The 19236-nt window shown below is 69.0% G+C and carries 18 protein-coding genes and 1 CRISPR repeat array; of the genes, 2 read left to right on the top strand and 16 right to left on the bottom strand.

Annotated features, from left to right (window positions below):
• Window positions 1-8: 8 nt before the first annotated feature.
• Window positions 9-218, bottom strand: coding sequence for a hypothetical protein (locus ACIOGX_RS15130; protein ID WP_356509386.1), 210 nt, complete (start codon window positions 216-218; stop codon window positions 9-11).
• Between the two features lie 65 nt (window positions 219-283).
• Here ACIOGX_RS15130 and ACIOGX_RS15125 point away from each other — a divergent pair, with 65 nt between their 5' ends.
• Complete coding sequence (locus tag ACIOGX_RS15125) at window positions 284-1030, top strand: HAD family hydrolase (RefSeq protein ID WP_401913437.1); 747 nt, start codon at window positions 284-286, stop codon at window positions 1028-1030.
• 167 nt (window positions 1031-1197) lie between these two features.
• On the opposite strand, the gene ACIOGX_RS15120 is transcribed toward ACIOGX_RS15125, so the two are convergent.
• Both ACIOGX_RS15120 and ACIOGX_RS15115 read right to left on the bottom strand, forming a co-directional pair.
• Window positions 1198-1410, bottom strand: coding sequence for a hypothetical protein (locus ACIOGX_RS15120; RefSeq protein ID WP_356509384.1), 213 nt, complete (start codon window positions 1408-1410; stop codon window positions 1198-1200).
• A 119-nt stretch (window positions 1411-1529) separates the two neighbouring features.
• A complete protein-coding gene (locus tag ACIOGX_RS15115) occupies window positions 1530-2924 on the bottom strand; it encodes a glutamate-1-semialdehyde 2,1-aminomutase (protein ID WP_356509382.1) in 1395 nt (464 codons plus the stop codon).
• A gap of 131 nt (window positions 2925-3055) precedes the next feature.
• Here ACIOGX_RS15115 and ACIOGX_RS15110 point away from each other — a divergent pair, with 131 nt between their 5' ends.
• Window positions 3056-3820, top strand: coding sequence for an SDR family oxidoreductase (locus ACIOGX_RS15110; RefSeq protein ID WP_401913314.1), 765 nt, complete (start codon window positions 3056-3058; stop codon window positions 3818-3820).
• Here the strand turns inward: ACIOGX_RS15110 and ACIOGX_RS15105 are convergent.
• The 13 genes from ACIOGX_RS15105 to cas3 all read right to left on the bottom strand — a co-directional run bounded on the left by ACIOGX_RS15105 (window position 3749) and on the right by cas3 (window position 18936).
• Window positions 3749-4501 (bottom strand): DUF6309 family protein, encoded by a 753-nt coding sequence (locus ACIOGX_RS15105; RefSeq protein WP_401913311.1) that lies wholly within the window; start codon window positions 4499-4501, stop codon window positions 3749-3751. The two genes, ACIOGX_RS15110 and ACIOGX_RS15105, sit on opposite strands and share 72 nt — an antisense overlap.
• Before the next feature lie 139 nt (window positions 4502-4640).
• Window positions 4641-5438, bottom strand: coding sequence for a phytanoyl-CoA dioxygenase family protein (locus tag ACIOGX_RS15100; protein WP_401913309.1), 798 nt, complete (start codon window positions 5436-5438; stop codon window positions 4641-4643).
• 351 nt (window positions 5439-5789) lie between these two features.
• Window positions 5790-6863, bottom strand: a complete 1074-nt coding sequence (locus tag ACIOGX_RS15095) for a helix-turn-helix domain-containing protein (protein ID WP_401913306.1) — start codon at window positions 6861-6863, stop codon at window positions 5790-5792.
• Window positions 6864-7615: 752 nt separating this feature from the next.
• Window positions 7616-8376: direct repeats of the CRISPR family, unit length 25 nt; unit sequence TCCCCGCGCAGGCGGGGGTGGTCCG.
• Between the two features lie 263 nt (window positions 8377-8639).
• Window positions 8640-8954: a type I-E CRISPR-associated endoribonuclease Cas2e gene (cas2e, locus tag ACIOGX_RS15090; RefSeq protein WP_401913303.1), complete on the bottom strand. Its 315-nt coding sequence runs from the start codon at window positions 8952-8954 to the stop codon at window positions 8640-8642.
• A 91-nt stretch (window positions 8955-9045) separates the two neighbouring features.
• A complete protein-coding gene (gene cas1e, locus ACIOGX_RS15085; protein WP_401913300.1) occupies window positions 9046-10104 on the bottom strand; it encodes a type I-E CRISPR-associated endonuclease Cas1e in 1059 nt (352 codons plus the stop codon).
• Window positions 10105-10116: 12 nt separating this feature from the next.
• Window positions 10117-10674 (bottom strand): type I-E CRISPR-associated protein Cas6/Cse3/CasE, encoded by a 558-nt coding sequence (locus ACIOGX_RS15080; RefSeq protein WP_401913297.1) that lies wholly within the window; start codon window positions 10672-10674, stop codon window positions 10117-10119.
• 396 nt (window positions 10675-11070) lie between these two features.
• On the bottom strand, window positions 11071-11724 hold the full coding sequence (gene cas6e, locus ACIOGX_RS15075) for a type I-E CRISPR-associated protein Cas6/Cse3/CasE (RefSeq protein ID WP_401913294.1): 654 nt from the start codon (window positions 11722-11724) through the stop codon (window positions 11071-11073).
• 67 nt (window positions 11725-11791) lie between these two features.
• Window positions 11792-12514, bottom strand: a complete 723-nt coding sequence (cas5e, locus tag ACIOGX_RS15070; RefSeq protein ID WP_401913291.1) for a type I-E CRISPR-associated protein Cas5/CasD — start codon at window positions 12512-12514, stop codon at window positions 11792-11794.
• 14 nt (window positions 12515-12528) lie between these two features.
• On the bottom strand, window positions 12529-13710 hold the full coding sequence (gene cas7e, locus ACIOGX_RS15065) for a type I-E CRISPR-associated protein Cas7/Cse4/CasC (protein WP_401913288.1): 1182 nt from the start codon (window positions 13708-13710) through the stop codon (window positions 12529-12531).
• A 22-nt stretch (window positions 13711-13732) separates the two neighbouring features.
• Window positions 13733-14380 (bottom strand): type I-E CRISPR-associated protein Cse2/CasB, encoded by a 648-nt coding sequence (casB, locus tag ACIOGX_RS15060; RefSeq protein ID WP_401913285.1) that lies wholly within the window; start codon window positions 14378-14380, stop codon window positions 13733-13735.
• On the bottom strand, window positions 14377-16041 hold the full coding sequence (gene casA / locus ACIOGX_RS15055; RefSeq protein WP_401913282.1) for a type I-E CRISPR-associated protein Cse1/CasA: 1665 nt from the start codon (window positions 16039-16041) through the stop codon (window positions 14377-14379). The genes casB and casA overlap by 4 nt, the downstream gene beginning before the upstream one ends.
• Window positions 16042-16127: 86 nt before the next feature.
• Window positions 16128-16520: a hypothetical protein gene (locus ACIOGX_RS15050; RefSeq protein WP_401913279.1), complete on the bottom strand. Its 393-nt coding sequence runs from the start codon at window positions 16518-16520 to the stop codon at window positions 16128-16130.
• Between the two features lie 10 nt (window positions 16521-16530).
• Window positions 16531-18936 carry a CRISPR-associated helicase Cas3' gene (cas3, locus tag ACIOGX_RS15045; protein WP_401913276.1) on the bottom strand — a complete coding sequence of 802 codons (2406 nt, stop codon included), beginning with the start codon at window positions 18934-18936 and terminating at the stop codon, window positions 16531-16533.
• Between the last annotated feature and the right edge of the window lie 300 nt (window positions 18937-19236).

The following is a 19236-nucleotide window of genomic DNA, read 5'->3' as shown; positions in this document are numbered from 1 at the left end:
CGGACGGGCTAGGCCGCCTCGACGACATCGGCGCGGACCGCGGCGGCCCACTCCACCAGAAGCCGCTGGTAGCGCTCCTGCTCGGCGGGCGGCAGCGCGCCACCGGCGCGCGCCCACAGGGCACGGATCTCCGCGTTGACGACAGCGGCGGACCTGACAGCGCGTAACGAGTCGCCGTCACCGGAAGCGGGGGAAGAAGTGGACGAGGAAGCGAACATAGGAGCAAGGCTACGGCCAGCCACTGACAATCGGCAGAGCGTGTCCCCCTACGCTTACACCGGTGATTGAAACCATCGTGTTCGACGTCGGCGAGACCCTCGTCCGCGACGACCGCTACTGGGCGTCCTGGGCCGACTGGCTGGGCATTCCCCGGCACACCATCTCCGCGCTCGTCGGCGCCGCCACCGTCCAGAACCGGGACCACACCGACGCCCTCCGCCTCATCAAGCCCGGCATGGACGTCGGCGAGGCGTACCGCGCCCGGGAGGCCGCCGGACGCGGCGACCATCTCGACGAGTCCGATCTCTATCCCGATGTACGGCCCGCCCTGGCGAGCCTCCGGGCCCTCGGCGTCCGCGTCGTCCTCGCGGGCAACCAGACCGTCAGGACCGGAGAACTGCTGCGCGGCCTCGATCTGCCCGCCGATCTCGTCGCCACCTCGGGTGAGTGGGGCGCGGAGAAGCCGTCGCAGGAGTTCTTCGCGCACGTCATCGAGGCGTCGGGAGCGGCGCCCGACAGGACGGTGTACGTGGGCGACCATCCCGCGTACGACCTGTTCCCGGCCCGGGAGGCGGGCCTGCGCGCCGCCCATCTGCGGCGGGGGCCGTGGGGCTATCTGTGGGCGGACGACCCGGAGGTGATCGAGGCGGCGGACTGGCGGATCGACAACCTGACGCAGCTGACGGCGATCGCGGCGGAGCAGAGGGAACGGGCCGACCACGCGGAACGGGCGGATCAGGCGGATCAGGCGGCGGAACGGTCAGAACGAGCGGCGGAACGGGCGGCGGAACGGGCGGACCACCAGGGCTGACGGGGCAGGTGGGACTGAGTGGACTGTGGGGCTGCGTGGGGCTGGGTCGCTGGGCGGGACTGGGTGACCGGGCGGGACTGGGTGACCGGGCGGGACCGGGTGACCGGTTGGGACTGACGGTGTCGACAGGACCGCCAGGCCCCCCTGTGGGCAGGCACCACCCCGGCTCAGACCACGGTGTACTCGTGCGCGGGACCGCCCTGCCACTCCACCCAGGAGGGGTCGTCCAGCAGTTCCCAGGCGTCCGGCAGCCCCGCCAGGCGCAGGAATTCGATCAGATGGTCGTCGGAGTGGGCGAGCCCCATGATCCGCCCACGGACCGTGACCCGCCGCCCGCCTGTCCCTGACGCCCGGTGGACGACGATCGGTGCATCACTCATAGGCCCAAGAGTGCGTCGATCTCGCCCTGTCCGCAGCCTCTGGGACCCGCTTCTTTTCCGCGGGGGCTGTCGGTTGGATCACACCCGCGGATCACGACCGGCCGAGCCAGGGCCTGTCTTCAGCGCAGGAGGGCGAAGACCTCGTCGATCGCCGCGCACGTCCGGTCCGTGTCGTCGTCGGTCACGGCGGCCGAGACGAACCAGCAGGCGAGCCCGTGCGCGTTGGTGTGGATCCCGCGGCGCAGCAGCTCGTGCCGGAAGGTGTCGTAGCGCCGCTGGTCGAGGCGGAGGGTGTCGCGGTAGTGGCGGGTGGGGGCGCCGTCGTCCGAGAACACCACCTGGAACATCGCGCCGACCCCCTGCACCGCGCAGGGGACGCGGTGGTCGGTGGCCGCACGGCGCACGGCCTCCATAATCCGCTGCCCGGTGTCGTCGATCCTCTTGGTGACGGCCGGGTCGGCGAGCGTGCGGAGCGTGACCAGCGCGGCCGTGGCGCAGAGGGGCGAGGCGTTGTACGTACCCCCGTGCTTCACCCGGCCGGTGGCGAGCGCCGCCATCACCTCGTGACGGCCGGCGAACGCGGCGATGGGCAGTCCACCGCCCAGGGCCTTCGAGTAGACGGCCAGATCGGGGACGACGCCGAAGAGCGCCTGCGCGCCGCCCGGACCGGTACGGAAGCCGGTGCAGACCTCGTCGAAGATCAGGATGATCCCGCGCTCGGTGCACTCGTCGCGCAGCAGCCGCAGATAGCCGGGGGCGGGCATGGTGCAGGCGTTGTTGGCGACGATGGGTTCGCAGATGACGGCCGCGAGCCGGCCGCGGTGGGCGTCGAGTACAGCGCGCAGCGCGTCGGGGTCGTTCCAGGGGCAGACGACGACATCGCCGGTGACGCCCTCCGGGATCCCCGGGGAGTGCGGGACGGAGTGCGGGGCGGCGTACGGGCCCGCCGCCGCCTCGGGCGGCCGGTTGGAGACGGCGAGGGTGTCCGACCACCCGTGGTAGTGGCCCTCGAACTTGAGGACCGTGGAGAGTCCGGTGTGGCCGCGGGCGACCCGTACGGCCCCCTGGACCGCCTCCGAGCCGGAGTTGGCGAACCGGACCAGGTCGGCGCAGGGGACCATCGCGCGGATCAGCTCGGCCAGTTCGACCTCGGGCACATTGCAGGTGCCGAACATGGGGCCGTTGGCGAGGACTCCGGTCAGCGCGTCGGTGAGCGCGGGGTGGGCATGGCCGAGAACGGCGCTTCCGTACGCGGCGAGAAAGTCGATGTACTCGTTTCCGTCCACATCCCGAATGCGCGCCCCGGAACCGCCGTTTATATAGAGCGGGTAGGGATGCGGGCCGGTGGAAGTCAGCCTGGAAGAGGAACTGATACCGCCCGCGAGAGACTTCTTGGCACGTTCGAACAGAGCGCTGCTCGTGGCGGTTCCGCCGAGAGCGGGTACGGTCCGGGCCGCCGCTCCGGCCGGCGCCCCGGAGAAATCGGGAACGCCGGAGAAATCCTGCCGGGCCATATGTCACTCCTGTCCGGGGCGCCATCGCCCACTGGGAACAACTCTTCGGCTTTCACGCAGCCTTGACCGGGATCGCGGACGGTGTCCAGACTCGCTGCGGAGATCCAGAATGCGGCGAAAGGAAGTCCGGCATGACTGAATCCGCTGAATTGGCCGAAAAGATCTCGGTCGTCACGGGCGCGGGCAGCGGTATCGGCCGCGCCTGTGCGCTGGGACTGCTGGCGGACGGCTGGACGGTCGTCCTGGCCGGGCGGCGGAAAGACCCGCTCGTGGAGACGGCGACGCTGGCCGGAGCGGACGCGGCGCGCGCCGTACCGGTGCCCGCCGACATCACGGACGGGGACTCGGTAGCGCGGCTGTTCGACGAGGTGGCGACGCGTTTCGGACGTATCGATCTCCTCTTCAACAACGCGGCGGACACCATGCCGTACACACCGACCGAGGACGTCTCGGTCGAGGACTGGCACCGCGTCATGGACTCCATCGCCACCGGAAGCTTCCTGTGCGCGCGGGCGGCGTACCGGATGATGAAGGACCAGACCCCGCGCGGTGGCCGGATCATCAATAACGGCGCCCCGTCCGCGCAGGTCCCGAGGCCGGACTCGATCGCTTTCACCGCCGCGAAGCACGCGGTGGCCGGACTGACGCGCTCGCTCTCGCTGGACGGCCGCCGTCACGACATCTCGTGCGGGCAGATCGACATCGGCAATGTGACACCGGTGGGCCGGGAGCAGCCGGCGGTCCGGCAGGCGGACGGCACCCTGCGGGTGGAGCCGACGATGGATGTACGGCATGTGGTCGAGATGGTGCTGGTCATGGCGAACCTACCCGTGGGCGTGAATGTCCAGTCCGTCGCCGTCCTGCCCAGCGCGATGCCGTACGTCGGCCGCGGTTGAGGCGTGTCCGGACTCTTGGTCCCGCCGGTAGGCGAGGCCCTCCGCGTAGGCCCCGCCTTCCTCGTACGCGAGGCCCGCCTCGTGGATCCGGCTCGCCTCGTGGCCCTGGCCTTCCCCGTGGCCCTGGCCCTCCTCGTACGCGAGACCCTCCTCGTACGCGAGGAAGGCTTCGATCCGGGTACCGGCCGTGAGGCGTCCCGCGCGCTCCCACGCCAGTGCCCGGTGCAGCCCGTCCAGATGGATCAGCCCCTCCCGTACCACCAGTCCCGCGTAGTCGATGCCGGGCACCGCCCGCGTGCTGAGGAAGAGCGGGGTGAAGGGCGCGGCGGCCAGGCCGGCGAGCTTGCGGGCGCAGACCGGGTTCGTACGGGCGTACGCGCCGCCCGCCGCATCCGGCCGGGTCACCGCGTCCAGCCGCACCACCGCTTCGGCGACCGTCAGCCCGGACTGGGGGATCAGTTCCCGCTCGCCGCCCTCGCCCAGATGCCAGGGAAGGACGACGCGGAGCAGATCGTCCCGGTCGAGCAGCACCCGTCGCCACGACCCGAGGGACAGTTCGGCGTTGCGGATGTGCTCCTCGGCCTCGTCGTTGGTGTTGGCCTCGTGGGCGCGGTCGAGCGGATGCGCCCGCGCGAAGGTGTCCAGGACGGACGCGAACGGGACGGCGGCGATGACTCTCATGACACGTTCCCCTCACTCCCCTCACTTCGTGCGCTTCACGCGCTTCACGCGCTTCGTGCGCTTCGTGCGCCGGACTCGACGGGACGCGGCGGAACGCGACCGCGTTCGGGCGGCGCTCCCCGAGTTCCCCTGGCCGGACTCAGCCGGCTCTGCCGCGCACGTACTCGGTGAAGTGCCGTTCGGCGAAGAGCTCCGGCCACCGGCCCCGCCCGAGGTCCAACTCGCGTGCGGTGGCGAGCAGATGACGCCAGTACGGCTTGACCGGCGGCCAGCGCGTGCCGGTCTGGCAGTACGAGGCGTCGATCATGTAGCGGGGCCCGCCCGACGCGCCGGGGGCCGTACGGCGGGCGTGGAACAGCGCGGAGTGCAGCACCACCGTGGAGCCGGGCGGCAGTGCGTCGATCACGGCCTCGGAGGGCAGCGGGCCGGTGCCGAGATGGGCACGGGCCGATTTGTCGGCGACCTCGCGGTGCGATCCCGGGAGGACCGCGAGCCCGCCCATGGCCGGCTGGAGGCCGCCGATGTAGTGCAGGGCATGGACCATGAGATGGTCGCGGTCGCGCTGCGGGGACTGTTCGTAGTCGTGGTGCCAGCCCTTGCCGGGGGCGCCCGGCGCGCGGCGGTCGCTGTGCAGATGGTGGAAGACGAACGACGGCCCCATGAGGCGCGCGAGCAAGGACATCAGCGGCGGATGCACGGCCAGTTCGCCGTGGGCCGCCAGCTCTATCTCCACCATGTCCGGCACGCCGTACACCTCGGGTTCGAGCGCGGCGGCGATGGAACGCTTTCGCAGACCGCTGTCCACCCAGAGATCGACTTCACGCTCCAGGGACGCCAGCGAATCGGCTGGGATAAATCCGGGAAGGACGAGATAGCCTCGCTCCCGGAATTGCTCCAGCATGCTCTCGTCGAGTTCCGGGGAAAGTTGTTCGCGCATGGTGCGATGCCCCTCCTTTTCCGTTCTCCACGAATGGCCCGGCATCCGGTTTTGTCCGGAGCAGCGCCCAAAGGTAGCCAACTATTCATCTCGGCAGACCGGGTGCGCGGGACAATGGCCGAAGCGCGACGAAGTGGCGAGAAATGCGCGCAGAGGTGCGCGAACGGAAAGGCGTTAGGCGGGCGATTTTCGGCCGTACCGGGAAAGGCGACGGCTATCACGCAGGCATATGCCTCCGTACGCCAACGCCTGAACGCACCTCCACCGCCACCCTCACACCCACCCCCACCCTCACACCCACCCTCACACCCACACCCACACCCACACCCACACCCACACCCACACCCATGCTCACGCCTCGGCGAGCCGTATCGCGTACCGGATGCCCTGGAGTTCTCTCCTCGCGCGCGCCGGGAGTTCCCGGTCGTCGAGGAGGGCCGGCAGACACGCACTGAGCGCGCTCCCCGCCGCACCTCCGGGCCGCAGCAGATTGGGCCGGGCCGCCAGCAACGCCCACAGGGTGTGGACATTGAGGTCGAAGAACCCATGCCGCGGCGTCAGCCCCCGTACGAGGTGATGCATCAGCTTGTCGCCCGGCCAGCGGCCCGGGGTGCGGGCGGCGATGAAGTCGTCGGAGAGCTGGATGTGCGGTGCCTCGCCGATCCAGTACGCCCAGTAGTTCAGATTGGCGGCCTCGCCCGCGTCGTCGTCGGCGAGGGCGCTGTCGATGAAGTACCGCATCCGGTCGCGGTCGCCGTGCCGGGCGGCGACCGCCGCCACCGAGCGGGAGTTGAGCCAGCCCGACAGCCAGTCGTCGGGCCGTTCGGTGCGCTGCTGGCGGGCCAGCCAGCCGGGGGTGTCGGCGCGGTCGTCGTAGCCGGCCAGATAGAGGGCCTGGCGCCGCAGCAGAAAGCTCTCCGCCCCACGGGCCCGCTCGGCGGTGTGCCGCATCTCCGAGAAGAAGCGGCGACGGTCCGCGGCCGCCAGCTCGGGCCCCCGGGGCACCGGCCCGCGCCGGGGGCGCGGCGGCTCGGGCAGCGCGGCCAGATGCGCGGGAGCGACCCCGTTGAGCGGCCAGGCCAGCACCTCGACGAGATCCCGCCGCATGACACACGCGCCCAGCGGGTTGGCCTCGTACGACGAACCACCGTCCAGCGCACCGGCGAGCAGGACGTCCGCCTCCATGGCGCGCTCCAGGGAAAGCAGGAGCGCGGGGACGGTGCCCAGCCTCATCAGCCGATGGCTGTACACGAACAGCTGCCCGACGGGCACGGCGGTCAGCGCCCGCCGCCCCGACTCCCACCCGGCGACGGTGTCGGCCGACACCCGGAACTGCTCGGCCAGCGCGTCCTGGGTGAGCCCCAACTGCTCACGGATGATCCGGAGGACATAGCCGGACACGATCCCCGCACGAGCCCTCGGCACACTTTCCCGACCGCCGGTCAGGGTGAACCGCGGAACGTTCGGCACGAGGCCCCCAATTGCACGCGGACCGCGGCCGGCTACCCGTACCCGTGGTCACTTCAAGCGGTGATCGCCGCTCCCTACTGTCATGAGCCCAGTAATGGACGGGCGACTGAGCGTAGCGGGAGGGCTGTCATGGTGAGTGCCGCGGCACCGCCCCGGCCCAGCGGGCACGGCGCGGAAGCAACACCTACGGATGACGCGGCAACCCGCGCGACGACGGACGGACACGAAGTGGAAGCGGCCCAGTGACCCAGAAGGCGCCCGCCTACACGGCACCGGCGTGCCGCATCGAGGAGCACGCGGAATGCCACGGCCCGAGCGAGACCCGCCTCCCCTGGCAGTCGCGCACGGGCCCGGCGATCGAAACGCTCCGCTGCGACTGCCCCTGCCACGCCACCACCCCCCACCGCCACTTACACGCGGCCCCGGCCCCGGTACCGCCCCGTGTCGCGGCGCCGGCACGGGACGCATTCCTGAACTGCGGTTGAGGCGGAGGCGCGAGAGGCTCGGCTCGGCGTAACGGGCAGCCGCCCAAACCCCCTGACCGGCAAGGTCGGTTGGCCGGCTTGTCGAGCGATCCGGTGGGCATTCGGTCCAGCTACGACGACAAGGCCGCCCCACCGACTACACGCCTCTGACACCATGAAGGCGTGAGAACGACCCATGGTCAAGCAACGGCAAAGCCTCTCTAACGCCGCAGGTCGAAAAGGGTGCTCCCCGCGCAGGCGGGGGTGGTCCGCGGCGCGGCGCAGACCGGCACGGTGAGCGAGGGTGGTCCCCGCGCAGGCGGGGGTGGTCCGAATGGGGAGCGGGGTGAACCGTGTCCCGCTCAGTGGTCCCCGCGCAGGCGGGGGTGGTCCTCTGCCGACCGGGACCATGTAGCGGCCCGCATCGTGGTCCCCGCGCAGGCGGGGGTGGTCCGGTCGAGCAGGAGATTCGGTCTGGCAGGCTTCCGTGGTCCCCGCGCAGGCGGGGGTGGTCCGTGGGAGGTGCGCCACGCCATCCGGGCCGACGAGTGGTCCCCGCGCAGGCGGGGGTGGTCCGAGGCAGTCGTCCGGCGGATCAGGGCCCAGGACGTGGTCCCCGCGCAGGCGGGGGTGGTCCGGCACCCCATGGGCTGTCGTCTACAGCGAGACCGTGCTCCCCGCGCAGGCGGGGGTGGTCCGCCTCGCAGCCCTGAACGTGCGCCACTTGCGCGGTGCTCCCCGCGCAGGCGGGGGTGGTCCGGCAGCATCTCGGGCTCGGTGGGGAGGCCTTCGGTGCTCCCCGCGCAGGCGGGGGTGTTCCGCCAAGCAGCCCGAGGTCCTGCGCACGCTGTTCGTGGTCCCCGCGCAGGCGGGGGTGTTCCGACAAGCTCGGGCAGACCCGCCGGACCGCGTCCGTGGTCCCCGCGCGGGCGGGGGTGTTCCGTCACACTAAATAACGGGATCTTGCTCCCCTCGGTGGTCCCCGCGCAGGCGGGGGAACCCTTCAATGGAGGTTGGGAGCGATGACCGGTTCACCCCGCCACGGGCGGGGGGGAAGCACTCAGCGCCCCAGCCGATGGCGGCGATCCACGCCGGTTCCTCCTCCCCTCCCCCTCGCCCGCAATGAAAGCGCGAGGCCGTGGTCTGGCCAAGGTCGCGGTGTGCCGGCTCCCCCTGCGCAGGAGGCACTGATTCACGTACATCGGAGACCCGGTCTGGCACGGCTCACCCCCGCCCGCGCGGGAAGCACACCTCCTGAGCAGGGCCTCTAGGAGCGGTCCGTCATTTCTTGGTACTCCTCCGGGCGGAAAGCAACCAGGGTCAAGCCGTCGAAATCAGCCATGGCTCTGCGGCGTTCGCCCGCCGTTTGGAGCGCGTAGCCCTGTTCGTTCGCCTCCGGGTGGATCAGTACAGCGGCACCGGAGCCGACCGAAGCGCTGACCACACGCCAGAGTTCGTCGCGGACGCGGGCCGAGAGTGTCCCGACGTAGAGGCCGGGGGTGGCTTCGATCATCCAGCGGGTGAGTGCGCCGCGGACGTGGTCAGGGACGGATGTGGTGGAGAGAACCGTCATGGACGGCATGAATCACCGGTTTCCTCGGGGCGGGCAGAGGCATCGTGGAAGCGGAGCCGCCGTGTAGGAGCCGCAGCTCACGGGTGTGGAGCTCCATGCGTCAGCTCGATCCGGTCTCCGGGGAGCGATCCGCCTCGGGTGGAGCTTCGTCGGCGTCGGGGACGTACGAGGTGTCCGCCTGCTGGGCGTAGTTGACGCCCGCCGGAACAGAACCGACCTCCGGATCCCAGAGGTTGACCATCTCCACCGCATGCCCGTCCGGCAATGGCCGCGCCTCGCCCGGCGCCAAGAGGGCCTGTACGTCCGCGACGATCCTCGGCATCAGCTTGTACAGGCGGAGCCCTTCGCGGAAGCCTCGGCGGGCCATGGCCTCGGGGTGGGGCGAATCGTGGAGGGAGAACGCCAGCGGGATGGTGAGTTCCGCCTTGTAGAGGTCGGCGACGTCGTACACCATGGCGTGCTGCTTTCCCTGATGTACGAAGCCGAGCGCCGGTGAGCAGCCGAGGGCGACGAGAGCCGCGTGCACGATGCCGTACAGGCAGGTGTTGGCCGAGGACAGGGCCAGGTTGACCGGATCCTGGTCGTCCCAGGCCGCCGGGTCGTAATTGCGACGGAACCGGCCGATGCCGTGCTGCTGGGCGAGCAGCCGGTACAGGGCCTTGACGCGCTGGCCTTCCAGGCCACGCAGCGCGTTGAGCGGCGTCGTCGCGGGGACCTCGTCGTTGAAGCGCATGAGGTACATCTGCCTGGCCACCGCCAGCCGGCGTTCGGGGTCGCTCCACTGGTGGACCTGGTGTTCGAGCCACCGGGTGGTGAGCGCGTCGGACGTGGTCGCGGAGTAGCAGCGGACACCGCCGGATCCCGCGCACACCACCGTGGTGCCGTGCCGGGCGAAGGTGGCCATGGCGGGTTGGGTGATGGAGGTTCCAGGACCGAGCAGGACGCAGGAGAGCGCCGACGTCGGCAGGTAGACACGGGTCGTCTCGCCGTCCGCGGATGTCGTCTCGGCGCAGACCCCGGTGTCGTCCTGGACGATACGGACCACGTCCGCGTAGAGGAACGACAGGGAGTCCCCCACCCGGGGAAGCATGGCGAGCGTGGGTGCGGCGATACGACGGCGCGCTGTGCCCTTGTCGTGCGGAGAGCGGGAGTCGGTCATGGTGCGTCGCCCTCAACCGTCCTGGACGCCGGGCGCGAGGCTGAGCAGCCCGAACCCGTACGACTTGCTGCGGCCGATGCCGTTGAGCAGCGCGTCCCGCAGCGCCTCCGCGTCGCGCACGACGGCGGCCCCTTCGAACAGCGTGGCCTGACGGGGCACCAGTACCTGCCCTTCTCGCGAGCGGCGTCCACCGACCACTCCGGCCACCGCCGGCCGGCGCCCACCGCCTTCTTCCTTGCTCTGCCCGGCGTTTTGGTCGCGGGCGTCCGCGTGCCATGTGCTGAGCGTCTCCGCCGAATCGGAGAGGACCGTACAAAGCGACAGACCGGCGGCCGTCGCGCGCTCCGTCCACCAGCGGTCGGCTTCCTCGCCGTGCAGCGGGATGGCCTGCTTCCACCTGCCCGCCGTGCTGTTGCGACCGCACCAGCGGACCGTGTTTCCGAGGAGCCGGTAGCGCACGACGAGGCCGGGGCGCAGCGCGCCGAAGAGGGCGTGCATGTCCCTGGCCTGGACCTCGGCGTATCCCTGGGGAAGCCGGGTGGGGTCAGGAGCGACGCGGCTCTGGACCATGCGGGGGGGGCGAGGGCACCGTCGGAAAGAAGCACCCTTGCGATTTCGACTACGGCCGCAGGTCATTCCTGGCCACCAGGGACGCAACGGGACGGGGCCTCACTCCTGCTTGCCGCGTCGCGCAGGAAACGGCACGAGAGTCATGTCTGCAGCGACTGACGTGCCTCAGCAGGCGAATAAATCCTGCTGAGGCACAGTCGCACGTTCAGCATCAGCCACTTCGTAGCCGCAGATCACCTCAGCTCGCCCCAAGAGCCGCGCGGCTGATCCCATCACCCAGACCGATGGATCACAGCTCGACGGCGACCGGAGTGCAAACAGCCACGACACCGATCTGGCCAATGGCCGTACCGAGCAAAACCACGAGTACGGGCGCTGTTTCCCCTGGTCCGTGTGCTAACTGAGCGTCGCTGCCGGGGCGAGGCTGAGGAGACCGCAGCCATAGGACTTGCCGCGACCGATGCCCTCGGCGACTCTCCTGCGGAGCAGGTCAGGATCCGCGACAGTGGCGGTGCCTTCAAAGAGGCAGCGGGCGTGGTGGATGCGTTGGCCCCTGGCGCGTTGTCCACCAACGGGGCTGAGGGGTGACGCGTGGGCGGCGTGGATATGCAGCCCGGACTGCTGGGCCTGTCGGAGCCACCATTGGCGCGCGGCATCGCCGCTGAGCGGGACGATGGGCTTCAGTCCGTACAACTCACGGGTGGTCTTCCCCGGCTTGCGGATGGGATTGGCCGCGATGCGGTAGCGGAGGGGGAGCCCGGGGCTGAGAAAGTCCAGCATCGGTGTCAGGGGTTTCGTCCAGGCTTGCCCGTAGCCGTCGGGGAGTCGCTTGATGTCGGGTTCATGACCGCTTTGGATGAGCAAGTGGGATCCCGCAGGACCGTCTTCGACACGGAAGAGGACGCCAAGGTCGTGGCGAGCCTGGCTGCCGACGTTGTCGGGAAAAAGCGACATGATCCGACGGTGCAGACTGACGGCGCTCGCGAGGTCTCTGGCGACCTCGCGGTTACGCGGATCGAGCACGAGGCGCGTCAGCCAGAGGATGGTCATGTCCTTGTCCTTCGAGATGGGCGGCCCTGGTGCAGCGACCGGGCTCTCTTGCGCTGGGGCGTGCGGGCTACGACTGAGCACGACTGAGGAGTCCAGGAGAGACGGGGATGTGGAAGGTGCGTACGGTGCGTGTACGGTGCCGACGATTGTTCTGCTCGAAGGTGACCGGGTGGTCGTGGCGCAATTCGGCCTCGGGGTGGGCGGGATCGCTTTCAACAACCGCACGCAGCCAGAGTGATTCGCCTGGCTGCGCGGCGCGATGACGGACGGCGGTGTCCGCCTCGAGCCAAGGGTGTTGATGGAGGGCTTCTTCCAGAGTCTGCTCGGTGATGGACGGGAACAGCTCGCTTCCCAGGGGTACGACCAGTGGACGGGCCGGCGGGAATGCCTTACGGCCGAAGAACAGCGGCCAGCGCGGGTGTTCCAAAGCGTGGTGGATCGCGTGGAGTTCCTCGGCAGGACCCTCAAAAGCGGCAAGGAAGAGAGCGTCAGCCAGGTAGTAGCGGCGCGTGATCACGCCGCGGTGGCCCTTACCTGTCGTATTGGGAACGTTCTGTACGGTGTGGTAGTCCTCTTCGAGGGTGCCTTCCCGATCGACGCGCACACCCAGGCGGAGAGCGGCGAGTTTTTTGATCATCTCGGTGTCATCACGGGCCACGCCGAGGGCCGCACCAATAAGTCCGACAAGGCCCGACTTTGTAGGTTCGGTCGCGGTGTCGCGACTGCCGAAATGGGAACGTGTGCCCCAGGACTGCATGGGAGCGTCGAGATGCAGGAACAGAATGGGCATGGCGTCGTCGCCGTTCAGCTTGTGGTGGCGGTGACGAGGCGGGTGACGAAGTCGTCGACGTTCAGCGCGGTCTCGTTCTCCGGAACCCCGGGCAGATGTCCGTCGATGGCGGAGAAGACAGTACGGCGTACCGAGTCGGTGCCGTAGAAGGTACTCAGTTGCTGAAAGTGCTGGATGAGGCGCTCGGTGGAGGCCGCCATCAGATCAGCGCTTCCGCTTACGGGCTGAAGATAGGCATTGGCCAAGTTCCAGGCGCCGTTGTCACGAACGACGCCCAGCAGGGTGTGGGGCATCGTCCGCGCCGCGGTGGAATTCTGCTTGCCTCCGGGGACGGCATGGATGAAGGCATGCAGCCAGGCCTGGGCGCTACGCGTGACAAGGTCCGCGTCAGAGGCGAGATTCTTGGTGAGTTGACCGAGGTCGAGGTTGGCATAGCGGTAGTAGCAGGCGGTGTTGAAGTCGACCGTACCGATCATGTCCGCGCCGGGCTCGTCACCGGGGCGGAAGTCGTCGACTGCCGTGTAGTAGTCGAATTCGGTAGTGACCGCATGAGTGGACAGTGCGTGAGCGACCTGGGAAGCCGCGTCGACGGAGAAGTCCTTATTGTCGGCGATCATGCGTCCGAACAAAGCGACATCCGCGGCGCGAGTGGCATCCAGGATGCGGCGTGCCGCCTCAATCGCAGTCTTGTCAGGTTTGGTCTTCCCCGACTTGACCACTCGCGGCTTCTTCTCATCGTCCGCGACAGCCTTCTTCGCGGCGCTTTTCGTGGCGGCGGCCTTCTTGGCGGCGACCACCTTGGCGAGCTGATCGCAATTGAGGTCGCAGTATTCGGCGAGTGCCTTCGCGGCCGGGTGACCGACGAAGAGAAGATACTCGGTCAGACCGCGAGCGTCGACGCCGAAGCCGAGACTTTCCAGGCCGGCCTGGACGATGTCCTTGGCTTGCTCCTCGTCGCGGCCTGCGCTCTTCAGCAGAGCGCCGGCGGCGTCACGTAACCGTTTCGTACGCACACCGGTCTCGGACAGATCCAGACCATGCTGGGGCAACAGATTCCGGACGGCCCGTTTGAGGGACTGACTGGAAATCCGGGCACGGGTGTGTCCGCCGAACAGGGCGGTCTTGGGCTGGCCGAGATCATCCCGGTTGAGGTTGGACACGGGGAAGGACTGAAGCAGGTGCAGCTCGATGAGCATGGAAGTTCCTTGGATGAAGCGGTCAGTCGGTCGGAGCATCGGGGACAGGGGCGGAAGCTGTGGGCGGCAAGGTCGTGCGGCGCCCCCGAGTACCGCGCTGGGCCCGGCTGTAGTCGCGCGCCCAGTCCAGCCGGATCTGGGCCCGATGGTCCTCGCCGGCACTGGTGCGGTCGCTACCGAGCAGGACGACCAGTTCGTCCAGGAGCCGGTAGAAATCGACCCCGACAGAGCCGTCGCCGACCAGTTGCAGGGCCTGCCTCAGGTAATACGGCAGTGCTGCGGATTCCACGGACACCAGTTGGGTGAAGCGCCGCGCGATCGAGCCTTGGCGCTGCTGTGCCAGCAGGCCCATCGCGGTGCCGATCGACTCGCGGCGCCACGGCTCGGCGAACTGTGGTCGGGGGTGCTGGGCGAACAGCGTCGCGGTGGTCAACCACATACGCTCTTCCTCGCGCGGTGGGTCGAAGGCGAAGAGGATTTCGTAGCCCTGGGCCTCGTAGCGCGGTCCGCTGCCGGCTCTGCGCAGTACGGCCAACTGGCGTCGGGCGTCGGAGGCGACCGGACGGTGTGGCGAAGAGAGGTCACGCTGCAGTCGGTAGAGGTGGGTGACGAAAGCTCCGCGCCGCTGCCGTAAAGCAGGCGCGGAGTTGTTGACGACCGAGATTGTCATGAGGCCCTCTCTTCTTGCGATGGGCTGTAGCGGTCCAGGCCATTGCGGAAGACCCGCCCCAGGCTTTGACGTTGCTCTTCATACGCCTCCCAGCAGGCAGCGGCGGCGAGAACGAGCCGGTCACGGCGCGGTGTGCCGTGCAGCCAGCGTCGGGCGTCCTGATCGGCCAGTTCCACCGTGCGATTCCCCCAGCGCTCCATGGGGACGATTTCGCTGTCTCCGGAGAGCACCGCCGTGCCCAGCTCCCGCAGGAGGTCGGCGAACGGAACGGTCAGCCTCGGCCAGTAACCGGTCACTGCCTCGACCGGCGTGCCCTGCCGACGGCCCTTCGACGGGCGGTCCCCGTGAAAGGCGGTGTAGTAATCGCGTTGCAACATGGTCAAGGCCTCACCGAGGTCATCGGCCAGGGATACGGCGTATCCGATGAGGTAGCCGATCCGGGCGTTCTCCGCGCGCAGCAGAGCGACCGGGGCGGGCACCGATTCCTCTTGCCAGAAGTAGGTGTCGCCGCCTCTGTCGCCAAGCTGTTGGCCGAAAACCCGCAAGGTGTAGACCGTCTCCTCTGGGATCAGACCGTCTTCGACCAACTCGGCGATGTGGTTCAGCGCGGCCGGGCGCTGCCGTTCGGGTTCCTCGGCGGGCAGCAGGTCGCGGTCGCGCAGTTTGGCCTGGAACGTGTTCCACCACCGGCGCTCACTGGAAAGCAGTAGATCCTGGCTGTGCCGCCAGATTCCTCGCAGTTCGTCCAGCGCGACGGGCTCCATCCGGCCCTGCTGGTTGCCCTTGAGCCAGGGGCGGCGGAAACCCGCCATGAGTTCGACGCGGTCCAGGTCGGCGGTGAGGCGCGTGCCGGGGGTGAGGACAACCCCGTCGACCAGAGTCGCGTCGTTCTCCTGCCGGGTGTGCAGCAGGATGCGCCGCGAGGGCCAGGTCAGCAAGTCCGTCCAGCCGTACGGAGGGCGTTCGTCAGGCTCCGGCTCAGGAGGCGGTGCTTCCCAGGCGGGCCGGTCCTGGGCGGTGGTGCCCAGCGGTAGCTCGGCGTCGGAGTTGTAGAGCACTGTGTTCAGCAGCAGCGTCTCGTGGAACGTCTTCCCTTCCATCAGTGCGGTGCCGAACCTGTTGGCCAGTCCCCCCTCGGAGATACGGACCGTGGTGAAGCTCTGCTTGGTGCCGGACGTGTCGTAAGCGAGGGTGGTCACCATCCAGCGAGCGGCCTCCGCGAGGGACAGCGTCAGGCGGTCGTCGGCGGTCGTGTGATCGAACAGCGTGCGGTTGCTGCCTGTGGCGCGGAACGCGACTATCTTCCCCGCTGTGCCAGGGGCTGTGACCTTCAGAGGCGGGCACTGGAGGAACGGCTCCTCGGGGTGCAGCAGGTCAAACGCGCCTGGGTGTCTGGCGGTGTACTCGTCGAGTGGCCCGGGCGGAAGTCCTTCGGGCTCGGCCCAGAGCAGGGCCCATTCGTCCGAACTCGCCGGCCCGTAGACGCGGTGAACCAGCGCCAGCACCAGACGGTGCAGGGCTGCCGTCACCGTCGGGGCTTCCCCTGCCAGCCGACGAAACGCACCCGCCTCCAACAACGCCCGGCGAAGACCGACCTCGACGGGTTCGCCTCCGCTGTCCACCATGGGCAGCCACGGCTCACTGAGCAGATCGAAGCTCACAATTCCCCTCAACGTCAGCTTGCGTAACGGCGAATGAGTCTTGCAGACGCCTCTGACAGTCGAAGGGGGAACGCCACAGATGGTGACTATCCGGTCTCATCGGTGGTATTGACATCCACCCACAGACCCAGGCCTGCCAGGTAGCCGATGCCTGCTCCCGCGACCTCGGTCCGCCCGTCGATGAGTACCAGCGCGCGGGCACGACGCAGCCACGGAGAACCCCTGAACAGCAGGGGAACCGGCCATTCCCACAGCTCCTCGATCACCGCCTGCGGCACATCCCCGCCGGCCTGGAGCAGCAGCGACGATCCGCGCAGCACGTCCACGACATCCCGCGGGAGCGGCCCTTCCCACCCCAGATCCAACGGGTCGCCTCCGGCGTGCGGCGTCACCAGGTGTGTGCCGAGCACCTGGTGCGTCACCACCACCTCGACGCCGGCGGTCGCCGCGTCCCACGACGGAACCTCGCTGCCCTCCACCGGCTTCTCCTCATGCCCCACGGGGCTCGCCGCGTTGGATACGTGTACGACGAGCACTTCCGGGCCGTCGCGTCAGCTCCTGCACCTGCAAGTCCTGGCGCGGCTGCGGCAGACGCAGCCACACCGCTTCCGCCTCGTCCCGACGACGGCGCCGATCGTGCCGAGCGGCTGCTCGGTCCCACTGCCCGCGCCACTCCGGAGGACATGTGACCGCCGTCTGTTCGCCGTAGACGGCGTCCACCAACGCCTGAACGTCTTCAGGACAGCGCACTTCCGCGCGGCCACGCAGCAGTGCCCAGGTCCGCAGGAGCACCGCCTCGTCATACACCCCGGTCGTGCGCGGCGGGAAAACGACCTTGCTCTCCAGTTCCTCTACGCCGGTCAACGCCAGCAGCAGAGGTCCACGCCGACTGTGTCGCTGAATACGTCCCATACGTTGGATGAGGCTGTCCACGGGCGCGAGCGCACTGATCATCACGTCGAAGTCCACATCGATACCCTGCTCCAGCAACTGCGTGCCGATCACGATCGCACTCGTCGGCCGCTCTCCGCTCCTCCCGCCCTGCGGGCTGAACCGGGACCGCACAAAGGTCTCGGCCGCCGCGCGTTCGGCGGCGGTCAATTGTGCATGCAGCAGCACCAGCTCCGGCCGGTTCTCCTCGGGCAGCGCGGAGATCGCCTGGGCCAACTCCTTATAGGCAGCCACCGCGCGGCGGACAAGATTGTGCACGACCGCCACGCACTGCCCTCGCTGCGCCTGGTTCAGTGCCCAGGTGGCGTGGTCGTCCAGTGACACTCGCTCAAGACGGACCAGACGGTCCCGATTCAGCGTCGACGCCTTTACGGCGATCTGCAGAGGCGGGGCACCCTCGGCGTCCGCCCACACCACACGCGGATAAGCCACCGCCACATCCCCCGACGGCTCATCGGCACGGCCCGCAACACCCAGGGCACCGGCCCGCCAACTTGCCACCAGTTGCTCCTGCCGACGCGACGGCAGCGTCGCGGAGAGTAATACCACCGGGACCCGCAGGCGCCCCAGCCACCAGAGAACCCGGTCCAGCAGCTTCGACATATGCACGTCGTACCCGTGAACCTCGTCGAAGACCACGGCCTTTCCCGACAGGCCCAACAGACGTACAAACACATGGGTGGAACGCAGTCCTGCCATCAGCACCTGGTCCACCGTGCCCACACCCAGCGGTGCCAGCAAGCCCCGCTTGCCGGCGAACCACTCACTGCCCTCGCCGTCCCCATCTCCAGGCCCGTCGAGGCCGACGTCACGTGGCATCAGCGGTTCCTGAGCGGTACGCCCCTTCAGGTACTCCTTCGCCGTCGCATGCAGGAGACGGAGGGCACCCCCCTCGCCGGTCTCGGAGAGAAACTGCTCGGTCACGTCGTAGACTTGATTGCTCGTCACCCGGGACGGCATCGCCACGTAGAAACCCCGCAGCCCCAGCGTCCCGACCATGACGGTGCTCGCCTGCAACGCCGCCTTGGTCTTGCCTTCGCCAGTCGGAGCCGCGACCACGACGATCCCCGACCCCCGCATCCCGGCAACCGCCCGCTCCACCGCTGTCTGCACCGGAAAAGGAAGCTGCACCTGCGGAAACAAGTCCGCGAATCCGGACTCGCGTGGAGGCGTCCAGGGCAGCCACTGAAGCGCGGCCAGCTTCACCGACTCCGTACGCCGTGCCTCAGCGAGATAGCCGGACAGATCAACTTCAGCACCGCTGTAGTCCGCCTGCGCGCGGGACGAGGCGATCCAGTCGCTCGTCGACGCCAACCCCGCCAGAGCCACCACTGCCTCGGGACTCAACCGCACCTGGTCCCACGGCAGATGCTCAGGAGCGTCCAGCCCCCACAACTTTGCGACGGTCGCCACCAACGCGTCGCATGCCTCAGCCCACCACGGACCACCGTTTTCACCCGTCGCATACCGGGCCTGCTGCACCGCTGCGCTCTCGGGGATCACCCCGTGATGCCCGCCCAACGCCCAGGCGAGCGACTTGGCGACCTTCGGTGATGCCCCACATCGAGTCAGGATTCGCTGCAGATGAAGAGCCGTCAGCACGCCATGGTGAGTGTCCAACCGCTTCCCGATCCCCTGCCGTCCCATGAGTCGACGCACATCGGCAGCCGGCGCGGCCGGTAGCAGACTCTCCGCCAGATCCGCCCGTAGGCCCTGGAAAGTCGGCGAGCATTTACCGAGATCGTGCAGCCCGCACAGCACCGCCACCCAGGCCCGCGCATCCCCCAGCGGCTCCAACGCCGCCGTCAGCTCCCGCTGGCAATGCGGCCCCGGCACCACGTCGAAGAGCGCATCCGCCACGACCGCCGTATCAAGCACGTGACACACCAACAGATGCGGGCGCCCGCCATTCCCCGCTTTGCCCCACACCACCCGCACATCCACGCTGCCACCCCGCCTAAGCCTCGTACCCGGCCACCGGCTTCACCCTCCACGGTGCGATGTCTCAGTGGTGGGTACTTCACCACATGCCTCTGACACCATGGAGCGGCGAGAAGGAACGATGGTCAAGGAATGGCAAAGCCCCTCTAACGCCGCAGCTCGGGAAGAGTGGTCCCCGCGCAGGCGGGGGTGTTCCGACGGCGCCGGTGACGACGCCGAGCGCGGCGAAGTGGTCCCCGCGCAGGCGGGGGTGTTCCGATGTCGGCCGCGGTCTGGTCGTCGGCAGGGGTGTGGTCCCCGCGC

Source organism: Streptomyces sp. NPDC088147, assembly GCF_044741565.1.
Lineage (GTDB): Bacteria > Actinomycetota > Actinomycetes > Streptomycetales > Streptomycetaceae > Streptomyces.
This window is presented reverse-complemented; position numbering and strand designations above follow the sequence as displayed.